This is a genomic window from Vibrio sp. 10N.286.49.E11, from assembly GCF_041469505.1.
Lineage (GTDB): Bacteria > Pseudomonadota > Gammaproteobacteria > Enterobacterales > Vibrionaceae > Vibrio > Vibrio crassostreae_C.
Map to the genome: position 1 here is coordinate 69,107 of NZ_JBFRKQ010000070.1, position 13,407 is coordinate 82,513.

Consider the following 13,407-nt stretch of genomic DNA (forward strand, 5'->3'; position numbering starts at 1 on the left):
TTACGCTTGCTATCTATTGTTGTTAACAAAAATATAACGTGAATAACCCTACATGGAGAGTAACAATGAAATACAACAAGCTGGTTAAAACTTTAGCGCTAGCAATGGCTTCTCTTGGCCTTATCAGTAATGCGTCAGCTGAAGAAGATCGCAGCTATATTTTAGCGACGGCTTCAACGGGTGGTACCTATTATCCAGTGGGTGTGGCCTTAGCGACATTGAGTAAAGTTAAGCTTGCGCCTAAGCAGCATTTTTCTTTAGCGGCTATCAGCTCTGCGGGCTCGGGTGAGAACGTAAAGTTGTTGAACGAGAACGAAGCTCAGTTCGCAATTCTACAAGGTTTGTACGGTGCTTGGGCTTGGCAGGGTTTGGGGCCATATGAGAAATCTGGCAGACAAACTCAACTGCGTTCAGTTTCCATGTTATGGCAAAATGTAGAACACTTTATTGTGCGTTCAGATCTAGCAAAAACAGGTACGGTAAGCGATCTAGAGAACCTAAACGGTAAGAAATTCTCTATCGGTAAGAAGAACTCAGGCACTGAGAATTCAGGACGCCAGATCATGCAGGGCCTATCGGTTAACCCAGAACAATTTAAACTCGCCTTTATGGGTTACGGTGGCAGTGCTAGTGCACTACAAAACGGCACGATTGATGGCATGAATACGCCTGCTGGTGTGCCTGTTGGTGCGGTAACACAAGCCTTTGCTGCCTTGGGTGAAGATATTCAAATCCTGTCGTTTACCGATGCGCAGATCAAACAAGCGAATGGCGATTACAATATCTGGACCAAGTACGAGATCCCAGCAAACACTTATCCAGGTGTCGACAAACCAATTACTACGATTGCCCAACCTAACTTCCTAGCAGTTCGCGAAGACATTTCTGAAGACGATGTGTATCAACTGACCAAAGCTATCTATGAAAACCTACCTTTCCTACAAGGTATCCATAAAGCAACCAAAGCAATGGCACTTGAGAAAGGGATCGCAGGTCTGCCTGTTCCTCTTCACCCAGGCGCTGCACGTTATTATCGAGAGATGGGCATCGAGATCCCTTCTGAGTTGATCGTTAACTAGCTTATCTTTTGTCAGGTAACTATTGGTTCGTGAGCTAATGATTTGTCGCGAACTAGCTGTTTGTCATCAACTAACCCCTTCGTGACTTAATTGCTTGGTGCACGTTCGCTCAAGAATGTGTTCGTGCACCTCCTCACTTTATGGATTTTCTCTTCGTGTTTGCTGCGGAGAGCAGGAGTTTTCTATGAGCGATTCGCTGCAGCAGGAACTGAAAAAATTTGAACTGCCGACCCGAACGGATTTTCCGTGGGTGGGCAAAGCAATAACGACAATGGGAGTGCTCATCTCGTTGTTACACATTTGGTTTAATACCTTATCTACCTTGCCTGAACTTTGGATCTCGGCGACCCACTTCGCTGGCTTTGCGATCATTTGTGCACTCTGGTATCCCGCTCATATCTCGCTGAAAAATAGCAAGATAGCGCTGGCTGTCGACATCGGAATTGCCTTGGCGGCTCTGGCTTGTCTTATCTATATCCCCTTCGCAGAAGACGCCCTTTATGACCGAGGCGTAAAATTTATCGCCAGTGATTGGTTTTTCTCTATCTTGGCGATTGCCATCGTCATCGAGCTGATTAGACGCACTATGGGCTGGTTCATTCCAGTGCTTATCTTAGTGTGTTTAAGCTATGTAGTGCTTTGGGGACAATGGACCAGCGGTATTTTTCATTTTCCGGGTTTAAGCCTTGAGACGTTACTTTATCGAAGCTTTTATTCATCAGAAGGGATGTTTGGTTCGATCTCAAGAATCAGTTGGACCTTCGTGTTCATGTTCATCTTATTTGGCGCATTTTTAGTTCGATCTGGTGTCGGCGACTACATTATTGATGTATCCCGTGCCGCGGCGGGCAAAGTGATTGGTGGCCCTGGTTTCATTGCCGTTATTGGCTCCGGCTTGATGGGCTCAGTCTCCGGGTCGAGCGTAGCAAACACAGTATCGACGGGCGTGATCAGTATTCCCTTGATGCAAAAGGCAGGTTTCCCTTCGCGCTTCGCGGCAGGTGTTGAAGCGGCTGCATCTACTGGCGGGCAGCTGATGCCACCTGTGATGGGTGCGGGCGCGTTCATCATGGCCTCTTACACGCAAATTCCTTATGTCGATATTATTGCGGTTTCCTTCGTTCCTGCGCTTATCTACTTTTTGTCTGTGGCATTCTTCGTGCGCATCGAAGCAAAACGCAGTGGTGTGCAAAAGGTGACTTCTGGCTGTGAGCCTCTATTGAAAGTATTGCTGTCGGGTTGGCACAACCTGATCCCATTAGCGGTGTTAGTGACTCTGTTGGTGAAGGGCTTTACGCCGACTTACGCTGCGGGCATCTCGATTCTGTCTGTCGTGGTGGCTTCATGGTTCTCTACAAATCACAAAATGGGTCCAAAGGCGATCATCGAAGCGCTTTCTCAAGGCGCAAAAAACATGGCGACCACGGCTGTGTTGCTAGTGGGCATTGGTCTGGTGATCAACGTGATCAGCACGACTGGTATTGGTAACACCTTCTCGTTGATGATCAACAGCTGGGCGAACGGCGATTTGTTGGTGATGATCGCCTTAATTGCACTGGCGTCTTTGATTCTGGGCATGGGGTTACCAGTAACCGCGGCTTATATCGTGTTGGGTACTCTGTCTGCACCAGCTTTGTATAAACTGATTGCTGAAAGTCAGTTGCTCGACCTGTTGGTTTCGGGACAGTTACCGGAACAGGCGAAAGCTATCTTCATGTTGGCTGCGCCAGATAAGCTTGATTTGCTGAACGCGCCAATGGCACTTGAAACAGCCAAAGAGATGATTGCGTTAGTCCCTGCTGATTTTGTGGAAACTCTGCTTGAACAGAGCCTTGGCTTAGAAGCGATCAGCCTTGCACTGCTTTCTGCCCACTTGATCATTTTCTGGCTATCGCAAGACAGCAACGTGACTCCGCCTGTTTGTTTAACTGCATTTGCGGCTGCAACCATTGCTAAAACACCCCCGATGAGAACGGGATTAATGGCATGGAAGATAGCCAAAGGCTTGTATTTAGTACCATTGTTGATTGCCTACACTAACTTGGTAAGTTGGGATGTGATCTCCGTGTTAGTCACGGGTGGCTTTGCTGTTATTGGTACTTACGCGTTTATCGCGGCGATTGAAGGTTATCTAGAGAGCGAAGTTAATATTATTACTAGAGTAGTGTTGGTTGCGGTAGGTATAGCTCTAGTATGGCCTGATGTTTCAGTCGTGATCCGTTTGGTATGTGTTGCCATTTTTGTTGGCATCTTTATCTACAGCGGTCGTAAATACGATGCTAATCAAGTGAAAATGGAATCAGAAAGTGAGGAAAAAAAGTTACCTCAAACCGGGTCTAACACTGTCGCGTCTTCCCTATAATTAAAAGGATTGAATGTAGGAATATTATGAACTCAATATACGACTATATTATCGTTGGTGGCGGCATTGTTGGCGTGTCTACGGCTTGGCAATTACAGCAAGCTCACCCTGATAAAAGTATCCTTTTAGTCGAGAAGGAACGTGGTTTCGCGCAGCACCAAACTGGCCATAATAGCGGGGTGATTCATGCTGGTGTTTACTACGCTCCGGGCAGTTTAAAGGCGGATTTTTGTAAACGCGGCGTAGAGCGCACCATCGCCTTTTGTAGCCAACACGATATCCCCGTCGAAAACTGCGGTAAGTTGTTGGTCGCGACCAATGAGCAAGAAGTGGAGCGAATGAATGCGCTCTATCAGCGTTGCCACGATAACGATATTGATGTTGATTTGTTGGATCAAGCTCAGCTCAAACTTGCCGAGCCAAATATCACGGGTTTGGGTGCGATTTATGTCAAAACCACCAGTATCGTCGACTACAAAAAAGTCACCGAAGTGATGGCTCAAGAGTTTGTTGAGGCGGGTGGTAAGCTTAGCCTTGGTACGGAAGTGATCATGGCCGATGAGCAAGAAGATGAAGTGCAGTTAACGTGCAAAGTAGATGGTCAGACTCTTCAACTGAACAGTCGATTCTTGATCACGTGTTCTGGCTTGATGGCCGATAGAATGACCAAGATGTTAGACATCGAAACCGACTTCCAAATCGTGCCTTATCGCGGTGAGTATTATCAGTTAGACGCTAAGCACAACCAAGTGGTGAATCATCTTATCTATCCGATCCCTGACCCAGAACTGCCTTTCTTGGGCGTGCATTTAACACGCATGATTGATGGCTCCGTAACAGTAGGGCCAAATGCAGTTCAAGGCTGGAAGCGAGAAGGTTATGGCAAGCTTAACTTTAGCTTCAAGGACACTTGGCAGATGCTGAGCTTTGTGGGTTTTTGGAAAGTGACTGCGAATCACTTGAAAACGGGTTTGGTCGAGTTTAAGAACTCGTGGTGGAAACCGGGATATCTAAAGCTAGTGAACAAATACTGCCCGAGTATTACGGTTGATGATTTTAAGCCTTATCCTGCTGGGATTCGTGCTCAAGCGGTACTGAAGGATGGCACCTTGGTCCATGATTTCCTGTTTGCCGAAAGCCCAAGAAGCTTACATGTATGTAACGCGCCATCACCGGCTGCGACCTCTGCAATGCCGATTGGTGAGTACATCTGTGGCAAGGTAATGAAAAAGACGGCTTGATGATAACTAAAGGTTATTAAGTTGAGATGCTCTCCGAAGACAATAAAAAATCCGCAAGCTCCAATCTATTTATGATCGTGGGCTTGCGGATTTTTAGTTTTAGCCGTGTTTGCTAGGTTTAATTGTTAGTCAATAACCAACCTTACAGCCAATCCGGCACGAAGTTAGCGACGATGGTGACATCGTTAAAGTTACGGTAACCGCGCACCATGATGCTGAATTCACCCGCTGGCTTGTTCAATACACACTGTTCGTTGCTGATGTTCTGGTATGGGCGGCAGTCGTAGTTCGCTTTCGATACGGTGCCGTTGTGTTTCACATATAAGTCGGCATCGCCACTTCGAGGGCCGGTTAATGTTACCGTTAACTGACCTGCACTTTGAGTCGTAAATGTGAAGAACTGCTCTTCACCATATCCTGCAGTAAGTCCTTTAACAGGCACGCCATTTTGCAGCTCTTTAGGGCCTGCAACGGGTGAATCAAGGCTGGTTTCGACAAGGTAAGCAATGGCTAGTTTGGCGAACTTGGTCGCGTGTGTCGCCGTAGGATCGGAGTTCTCAAGCGTGTCGTGCTCAGTGTGAATACTTGGGTTGTAATCATTGAACATGCTTTCGAATGGCATGGCGGCTGGGTAGCCAACATTGTGCCAAGAGGCGTGATCAGAACAGGCATAACCACAATCATCAAAGCCGTAACTGATGTCGCTAGCGTAAGTGTCGATCAGCTCGCTTAAGTAGGCGGTTAAGTTACTGTCGGTATAGTCTGTGATGAAGGTGATATCGTGCGCCGAACCGTTGTAGTTGGTCATGTCTAATTGCAGTACCGATACAACGTTTGCTTGCTCATCTCTTAAAGCGTTGGCGACATCTTGTGAGCCGCGTAGCCCGACTTCTTCTGCAGCATAACCATAGAACTTAATGGTCTTGTCTGGCTGAATGCCACTGGCGATCATCAGGCGAAGCGACTCAGTTACGGTCGCAATACCAGACGCATCATCATCGGCTCCGGGTGAGATGGTGCCTTCGCTTGTCCAAGATCCAACGGTCGAATCAAGGTGCCCACCAACAACGACGATCTCTTCAGGATATTTAGCGCCAAGCAGTGTCACTTCAACGGATTTTTGCGGATATTCGGCATGCGTGATCTGGCGTGCAGACGCATAAGGCACATCTTTAATTTCCGTCTCCCAACGTTCTAAAAGCCAATCTGAAGCAGCGACACCAGTAGAAGTAGTATAAAAACGGTTGGTGAAGTTGGTTAGATTTTCGATGGTCGTGACCATGTTGTTCGGCTCGACCTGAGCGAGTAGGTCGTTCACCGTATCTTGATGGCTGATAACTGGCTTTTCGAAGTTGCTCATGGTCAGTGGCATCGCTGCGGCCTTGAGTGCGCTTGCTTTGTCTTCGTGCACCATGTAGCCACCACAACGGTGGGTTTCTTCGTGCATGTGGCTAGATAGTTTCGCCAGCTCTTTCTGGTTGATTTTCGCGACGATGGAATGCTTGTTTCCTGTCACGCCTGGGTAAACCGTTGCGCCATGTTGAGTCATAATATGTTGTGCGTCCGCATCGGTGGTGATCCAAACCTCTTCGTTCGCTGGTGGTGTGATACCTAGGGATGCGTAAGCCGCAGTACTGTTGATTAGGGTTAACGATCCCCCGAGCACAGCTAAAGCTAGCATGCTTTTTTGAATAGCCATTTGTCGTCCTTTTTATCGTGAGTATTGTTATGTTGATGGGTTCGATTTTTGTGTAATGCGTAGGTTTTTCATGTAGACGTTTCATTCGCTAAATAGCTCATTGCCAAATAGCGAAAAGGGCTCCTATAAGGAGCCCTGAATCTACTTTCGATTATTGAGTTTTAATGAAACGGTAATGCTTGGTTTCTGAACAGATATCGCTTGAGGTACACACTTGGTACTCCACATCCACTGTGCCGTTGTGACGGAACTTGTCGACGTATGAGTTGAAGTCTGTAGCACCAACATTCTTGCCATTACGCTTAATAACGAAGTAGTCATTGGTGTCGTAATCCCATGCCAGCTTAACGCGAGCTTTGCCATTCGGGTTTTTGTTACCAAACTTCAGTTTTAGTGGGAAGCCTTCTGCCGAATCACCTTCAATCGTGATCGATTTGCTTGTTGATGTTGCAACACCTGCATCGTCAGTCACGGTTAGAGTCACCAAGTAGTCGCCAGCTTCAGCGTAGGTATAATGAGTCACTTCACCGGTTTGCGTGCTGCCATCGCCTAGGTTCCATTGGTAAGAGACGATCTGGCCATCGCTGTCCGAACTTGTGCTACGCAGCTCTACTTCTTTGCCTACGACCGTGTGTTCGAAAGAAGAAACTGGCGGTACGTTAGCATTGCCTGATTCGTACGATGCTTTCAGATTTGCACCTGCGTAATCTGAGTAACCCAGAATGTTCACCGTGTAGCGACCAGCTGTTGGGTTTTCAATTACACATACTTCATCGGTTACGCTTTCACTCTTACAGATATTCTCTTGAGAGCTTGGCGCATAATCTAGACCAACATACATATCCGGATCACCAGTAGACACAGCAAGATCAATCGTTAGCTTGTCTTGGCCTTCTGGTACTTCGATATCGAAGTAAGTTTTTGAGCCTGTTTCACCAGCAACTGCGGCTTCAACACCGTTTTCAAGGCGTTGATATTCCGGTTCTGGTGGAAGTGGTGGTTCGCCACACGGTGATACACCCACTAAGTTAAACGCAGAAACAACATCATCGGCACTGTAGCCAAGGTCGGTTGCTGAGTTTTTCACGCCACAGGCGCCCTGCCAAAAGTCACTGTTTTCAGACCAGTAGATCTGGTTGGCTAGCACGAACAGTTCGAACGCTTTTTTGGTGTCCCAACCTTGTGTGGTTGCAAGATGGTAGAACGCCTTGTTGAACACGCCAGAGCTGTAGTGCACGTTTAAGCCATCGTAGTACTCGGATGCGTTGTTGATTGAAGAGCCATCGCGTGATGGATCGTCCATGTAACGCAGCGCACCTTCGCCTTTAAAGATATTGCGTCCGACCATCCAGTCGTTGGTGCCTTTCATATAGTATTCTGCGGCTTCACCGGCCATGTCAGAGAAGGCTTCGTTCATACCGCCCGATTGGTTTGCGTAGATCAAACCTGAGTTTTGCTCAGTGAAACCGTGGCTCACTTCATGGGCTGATACATCTAGGCTAACAAGCGGGTAAAAGAAGCTCTCCCCATCACCAAAGGTCATGGCTCTGCCGTCCCAAAATGCATTCTCGTAGTTTTCACCGTAGTGAACACGCATCATGAGCTTGAAGGAGAGTGGCGCTGTGTCGAACCAGTTTTTATACATATCGAACACGATGTTGCCAAAGTAATGGGCATCGTTGAGTGGTGAGAATGCGCCGTTCACGGCTTTATATTCGTTACGAGGACATTCATAGCTGTAAGTGGTGTCGCCGTCGGTCGCGCCATTAAGGTCAACGGTAACGACATTTTCAGACTCCATTACACACTCTGTGCCCACTTCTTGAACATCAAGGTAGTGGTAGTCGGTGCCGTATTCGTACATGCCGGTTTTTTCGTTGCCGCCAGGGCCAGTACCGATCTGAGCATGGGCAATACCTTCCCAGCGGTCGATGACTTTGCCTGTGTGCGCGTCTAGCATGGTGAACGGTCGAGTCGGCTGTTCACTGCCTTCTACTAGGTAAGAGACAACGTACACTAGTCGTGTTTTATCTACGCTTTGCTGTCCGATGCCTTGCTTCACAGAGCCTTGATAGATAAATAGCTGATGTTGAACGTTGTCTAGAGATTTGCTGGTTAAGCCTTGAGTCTTTAGATCTTTACTTGCGAGTTCAACCGCTTGAGCGCTGTTGATTGATGGCTTAACAAAAGATCGCTCTAAGGTCGTTGTTTTAAGGTAGCGACCTTGAACGGACTTAAGTGCGCCACCTTGGACACTTTGGGTGGCATTTAGGTAATGTCCCCATACCGGTGTTCCCCAGATGTTCTGCTGGATCTTAACTTTATAGATACCACGCTTTTTCAGGTTTACTTCTTTCACCATCTTGAAGCTAGAGGCGTTACTGACTCCTAACTGAGCGTTTAACCCAGAGAAGCTAGTAAAGTTGATCGGTTGATCGATTTGAAAGGATTCACTTGCATGCACTGACAAAGACATAGCACTGGCTATAGCAACGGCAACTAAACGTTTTCTTATTTTCATTGTTGTTTTCTCTTTCCATGTAAAATCCAAGAAAACGTAACAAATTAATCACAGCGAATTTACATCATTCGATCTGATTAATTAGTAGCATGGCAATGATCTCTTTTATTCATGAAACTTATATTTCTCGTATTTACAGATAGTTATCATTTCTGTTTATTTTTGAACGCACCTATATGTTTATTTATAAAATCGTGACACTTTTATTAAGTGTTTATTTCTCTTGGAAATTAAGATTTTCGAGTAAATTGATCTGTGCCTCAATTAACGGATTCTGGGTTGATAGAAGGATCAACGATTTGAAAGTGTCACTTTAAACAGAAGGCCATTTAGCGAATTTAGGGGCAATTTTGATAAGAAATCGAAGACTTTTCGGCTTATTTTTCGAATTGTTAGTTAAAAGAGGGAAGGGGAATCGGGCACTTGTTTGGCACAGAGCACAAAATCTGCTGGATGAAAAAAGCCAGCGACGGGTCACTGGCTTAGATTAACTTAGTTTGTGCAGGCTACTGAATATAGGTAGGCAACTGCGACACTTAATTATGGTACGTGGCTAACGTCACTATAGCGAATTACTGCTTTTTACCGCCAACTTGTACGTAGTCGATACCGATAATACGGTTGATGATACCCAGAACAGAGCTCGTATCAGAGTTTGTTGAGCGAATCGTATCAACCGTTGCACCTTCAGGTACTAATTCCATTGCGCGGTCTTGAGTGTTACCTGGCACTTGGAAACCGACAATGTTGAAGCTCTCTGCGTGCGCTGTGTACACTTCTTCGTTGTGGCTAATACCAGAACAACCCGCTAGAGAAACAATGCCTAAAACAACTAATAACTTTTTCATACAAACACCTTAAGAAAGATTGGAATTTAGATTCAATAAGTTCATTGGGAGACAGCATCTCCCGACCGATGTTGAACATTATTCCAGAGGTGTTTTGTAGTTACTGTATGGGTTTGTCAGCGGAATCATTACATAGCTGAATGGATATGGTGAATACCGCCCCCTTTAAGGTTTGGCTCTGACCAACCTCTACGGTCGCGCTATGTTGAGCACAGATCTTTTCGACGATAGAAAGCCCTAAACCATGGCCGCTCTTGGCCTTGTTACGCGCTTTGTCGCCAACGTAAAAGGGTTCGAACAGGCGAGCTTGATGTTCTTGTGCCACGCCATCACCATCATCATGTACGGCAATCTGTAGTTGTTCTTGATGCACGCTGGCTTCAATTAACACTTGAGAGCGTGCGAATTTCATGGCGTTGCGTACGAGGTTATCTAGGGCGCGGTTCAGCAGTATCTCATCCGCAAGAATCTCGTATGGTTGCTCTGGCAGTGATAGGTTGATGTTGAGCTCTGTATCTTTGTTCCAACGCGTCATTGCGTGGCCAAGAAAGTCATTTATCTCGACAGGCTGCTGCAAATTTTCGAGGTCGCAGCTATCCAGCTTGGCGTAACACAATAGCTCGTCGACCATCTTCTCCATCTCTTCCGTATCTTCCACAATGCTTTCTACAGTCTCTTGCTGAGATTCGTTGAGCGGTGTGTCTTTAAGCATTTCAGCTTGCCATTGGATCCGGAATATCGGCGTGCGCAGTTCATGAGCGACCGCATTGGTGAGTGAACGATTGCTCTCAATTAACCGGTGAATGCGATCGGCCATTAGGTTAAAGGATTTGTTGAGTGAGCCAATTGCGATGCCACTTGAGGTCTCGGCTCGTGAAGAGAGATCCCCTTCTGCAAAGGCTAGCGTCGCCGATTCAAGCTTCTTAACTCGGCGGAAGATGATAAATAGGTGGCATAAGCCGTATAAGATAAAGCTTGCTAGGAAAAATAACCAAATGAGGTCATCTTCCAATTCTATTTTTTGCCTAACGAACGCTTCACTGTTGGGTAGGTAATGATAGGTATTGTCACTGCTTGCTAAGCGAAACCATAGATCACGCTCATCATCGTGAAAGATAAAGGTATTCGGATTCGTGCTGAAGAACTCTGAAACGGGGCTTGGTATTTCATCTTTTGGGTTGAACGTCACCAGTTTATTGCGAGTGGTTTCGACAAACTGGTTCATTGCTTGTTGAGCCGCTTCAAGCCCCTGATTTTTAGCGATGTTTTCTATGAGTTGCTGGTGGGCTGTCGCTTCATAATCTTGCAGAACATATTCGTAGTCGGTATTGAGCTGATAGACACAGATTTCGTAGGCGACAATGCCGCCCATAAAGCAAACTAACAGCCCTAATAGGGACTCCAAAAAGATACGTCGCATAATCGCTCTCTTTCATTACGCTCGTAGTGAGCGAAGTTAATGCCAGGCGGTGGAAACAAACAAGTAGCCTTTACCGCGAATGGTCTGAATTTTCTCTGCTGGTGTGTGGTCGTCGCCCAGTATCTTTCTTAGACGCACGACTTTGTTATCTATTGTGCGGTCTATTCCGTCGTACTCAATCCCGCGCAATGTTTGCGTCAAGTAGTCACGAGACAACGGAGTGTCTGGGTTGCTTGCCAATAACCAAAGTAGGTCAAATTCACTGTCAGTGAGTGATAAAACGGCACCTGAAAGTTCACACTTCTTATAGGTGTTTTTCAGAACGAGTTGATCAAACTGAAGGTTATCTGAGTCATCGACTGAAGCCGTATTGACGTCTTGGCGGCGTAATAGCGAACGAACTCTGGCCAGCAGAACTCGTGGTTTGATTGGCTTGGTGACATAATCATCAGCCCCTGTCTCTAAACCAGCGACGTGATCAAAGTCGTCATCGCTAGCGGTGAGCATCAAGATTTTACCTTTATAGTGCGTACGCGTCTGTCGGCAGATTGTAAGTCCATCAGTTACAGGAAGCATCAAATCTAGCAATACGATGTCAGGTTGCTCCGCGAGGATGGTCTGTGCGGCATCGCTGCCATCGTCCAACACCGTGACATCAAAATCTTGCGCGACGAAGTAGTCCTGCAACATGTTCTGAAGTTTCAAATCGTCTTCCACGATGATCATTTTAGGTTTTGTCATTCCATTATCAGCCTTGTCGTGCGTTTCACTTATTGAGATTAGGTGAGCGAGTCTTCGTCGTGATGAACCATTACGATTATACGCTATTGCATATAAGTTCAGATGCTTCGCCAAATACCTAAAGCGAATGATTAAACACTTTATAAGTTAGTTCAATGATGAATTGGCATTTATAGGAAAATAAAAAACATCGTTCAAATAGGCTCGACATTCTCATACATTTCCACGACAGATAAATTCAGCGCTAAACAATAGAATTTTCTCATCAAACATTTTGGGAATAACGGTATGAACGACTATAGAAATGCATTACTGGCGTTACCTTTGATTCTGTTAGCGGGCTGTAATTCAAGCTCTAACTCAGGTAAAGCTGCCACCAAAGTGCAAGCAAAACCTCAAGCGGATTACGTATTTTCATCAGCGAAACTGGGTGAGTTGTATAAAGAGCGACAAGAGGTCCAAGAATCCATAAAACTTGATTACAACGGTGTGCAGTATGAAATCGTTCTGTTTGCGGAAGATATTAGTGATAAGCAAAAAGTGGTTAGGCTTGCGGATAGTTTAGGTCAAAGTGTGGATCTGTACCTCCCTGATGCAGGATTTGATAGCTGCGGTATCTACACAGAGAGCAAGGGTTTGGACGTGTTTGATTGTGGTGCGGCTCAACGCTCAATCGGCAATGACACCACGTTAATTAACACGACGACGAATACTCATAAGCCCGTCGAGCTTGAGTATCACAATGAACTGGTTCAATACGTGACTAGCCTTGGGTCTACCATTCTGAGTAACACTAAAAGTGGGAACAAGGTAACGATAACCACCTCGTTTGCTTTCAACGCTTTTTACCGTGATGTGCTCAACGAGACTGGCGCCGTTGAGCGCATTACTTCTACTCTTGGGGCAACAACCTATTCGCAGCTTTTCGATATCGTTAAGTTATACCCAGGCAGTGAAATGATCTTGAAATTTAATAACCACATAGGTGGCAGTGCTGACGACGATATCAATATGTACACCGGTCGCATGATCCACAGTAACAACATGACGACGATCGTAACGCCTACGGGGTCGGTGTTCTCTGGCGGCACGGATCTTTTCGCTGCGGGTAACCCACGAGTTTTGCAACGAGCAGATACCACTAAAGCCATTGAGCTTAATAAGCAGGTTGGTGTGCACAGTTGGGCTGAGGATGATAAAACAGCCAAAGACTTCCCATACACGAACGAAAGCCATCGCAAGCAAGCGACCTACTTTAAAAAGGTAATGGGAGACAAAGGAATCGACTTCTATATCTTCACGTTGGATTCTGCTCCGGCTTCTGGCGAACACTGGGTGACTAAGGCTGAGTCAGATAAATACGGTTTCATCACACGCATTGAGTAGCTTAGGCTTGCAATAACATTAGAAACGACTGAGAAGGTTGGTGATGACGCTGTTGTCGCCAACCTTTTTTGTTCATTTTTTGATTCGTTACCTGTGTTGATTGTGGATTT

General features: G+C 46.1%; 9 protein-coding genes. 4 read left to right on the forward strand and 5 right to left on the reverse strand.

Going from position 1 to position 13,407, the window contains the following annotated elements; translation table 11 throughout:
* Window positions 1-65: 65 nt before the first annotated feature.
* The 3 genes from AB4167_RS16770 to lhgO all read left to right on the forward strand — a co-directional run bounded on the left by AB4167_RS16770 (window position 66) and on the right by lhgO (window position 4,682).
* The gene (locus AB4167_RS16770; RefSeq protein WP_017061064.1) at window positions 66-1,079 is read left to right on the forward strand and encodes a TAXI family TRAP transporter solute-binding subunit; all 1,014 of its coding nucleotides are present in this window, start codon (window positions 66-68) and stop codon (window positions 1,077-1,079) included.
* Between the two features lie 184 nt (window positions 1,080-1,263).
* A complete protein-coding gene (locus tag AB4167_RS16775) occupies window positions 1,264-3,441 on the forward strand; it encodes a TRAP transporter permease (RefSeq protein ID WP_372136774.1) in 2,178 nt (725 codons plus the stop codon).
* Window positions 3,442-3,467: 26 nt separating this feature from the next.
* Window positions 3,468-4,682, forward strand: coding sequence for an L-2-hydroxyglutarate oxidase (lhgO, locus tag AB4167_RS16780; protein ID WP_065584461.1), 1,215 nt, complete (start codon window positions 3,468-3,470; stop codon window positions 4,680-4,682).
* A gap of 142 nt (window positions 4,683-4,824) precedes the next feature.
* Here the strand turns inward: lhgO and AB4167_RS16785 are convergent, their stop codons facing one another.
* From AB4167_RS16785 to AB4167_RS16805, 5 genes are all read right to left on the reverse strand, one after another.
* Window positions 4,825-6,381, reverse strand: a complete 1,557-nt coding sequence (locus AB4167_RS16785; RefSeq protein ID WP_372136775.1) for a M28 family metallopeptidase — start codon at window positions 6,379-6,381, stop codon at window positions 4,825-4,827.
* A gap of 151 nt (window positions 6,382-6,532) precedes the next feature.
* Window positions 6,533-8,902 carry a M4 family metallopeptidase gene (locus AB4167_RS16790; protein ID WP_372136776.1) on the reverse strand — a complete coding sequence of 790 codons (2,370 nt, stop codon included), beginning with the start codon at window positions 8,900-8,902 and terminating at the stop codon, window positions 6,533-6,535.
* Between the two features lie 572 nt (window positions 8,903-9,474).
* A complete protein-coding gene (locus tag AB4167_RS16795) occupies window positions 9,475-9,750 on the reverse strand; it encodes a hypothetical protein (protein ID WP_017065177.1) in 276 nt (91 codons plus the stop codon).
* Window positions 9,751-9,850: 100 nt separating this feature from the next.
* Window positions 9,851-11,170, reverse strand: coding sequence for a sensor histidine kinase (locus AB4167_RS16800; RefSeq protein ID WP_372136777.1), 1,320 nt, complete (start codon window positions 11,168-11,170; stop codon window positions 9,851-9,853).
* 36 nt (window positions 11,171-11,206) lie between these two features.
* Window positions 11,207-11,911 carry a response regulator gene (locus tag AB4167_RS16805; RefSeq protein ID WP_372136778.1) on the reverse strand — a complete coding sequence of 235 codons (705 nt, stop codon included), beginning with the start codon at window positions 11,909-11,911 and terminating at the stop codon, window positions 11,207-11,209.
* A gap of 288 nt (window positions 11,912-12,199) precedes the next feature.
* On the opposite strand from AB4167_RS16805, the gene AB4167_RS16810 reads away from it, so the two are divergent.
* Window positions 12,200-13,297 (forward strand): alpha/beta hydrolase, encoded by a 1,098-nt coding sequence (locus AB4167_RS16810; protein WP_372136779.1) that lies wholly within the window; start codon window positions 12,200-12,202, stop codon window positions 13,295-13,297.
* The last annotated feature ends 110 nt before the right edge of the window (window positions 13,298-13,407 follow it).

What these genes read in the sequence shown, in the direction of transcription:
- AB4167_RS16785 (WP_372136775.1), bottom strand. Translation starts at nt 6,381, where the DNA reads ATGGCTATTCAAAAAAGCATGCTAGCTTTAGCTGTGCTCGGGGGATCG.
- lhgO (WP_065584461.1), top strand. Translation starts at nt 3,468, where the DNA reads ATGAACTCAATATACGACTATATTATCGTTGGTGGCGGCATTGTTGGC.
- AB4167_RS16790 (WP_372136776.1), bottom strand. Translation starts at nt 8,902, where the DNA reads ATGAAAATAAGAAAACGTTTAGTTGCCGTTGCTATAGCCAGTGCTATG.
- AB4167_RS16770 (WP_017061064.1), top strand. Translation starts at nt 66, where the DNA reads ATGAAATACAACAAGCTGGTTAAAACTTTAGCGCTAGCAATGGCTTCT.
- AB4167_RS16805 (WP_372136778.1), bottom strand. Translation starts at nt 11,911, where the DNA reads ATGACAAAACCTAAAATGATCATCGTGGAAGACGATTTGAAACTTCAG.
- AB4167_RS16775 (WP_372136774.1), top strand. Translation starts at nt 1,264, where the DNA reads ATGAGCGATTCGCTGCAGCAGGAACTGAAAAAATTTGAACTGCCGACC.
- AB4167_RS16795 (WP_017065177.1), bottom strand. Translation starts at nt 9,750, where the DNA reads ATGAAAAAGTTATTAGTTGTTTTAGGCATTGTTTCTCTAGCGGGTTGT.
- AB4167_RS16810 (WP_372136779.1), top strand. Translation starts at nt 12,200, where the DNA reads ATGAACGACTATAGAAATGCATTACTGGCGTTACCTTTGATTCTGTTA.
- AB4167_RS16800 (WP_372136777.1), bottom strand. Translation starts at nt 11,170, where the DNA reads ATGCGACGTATCTTTTTGGAGTCCCTATTAGGGCTGTTAGTTTGCTTT.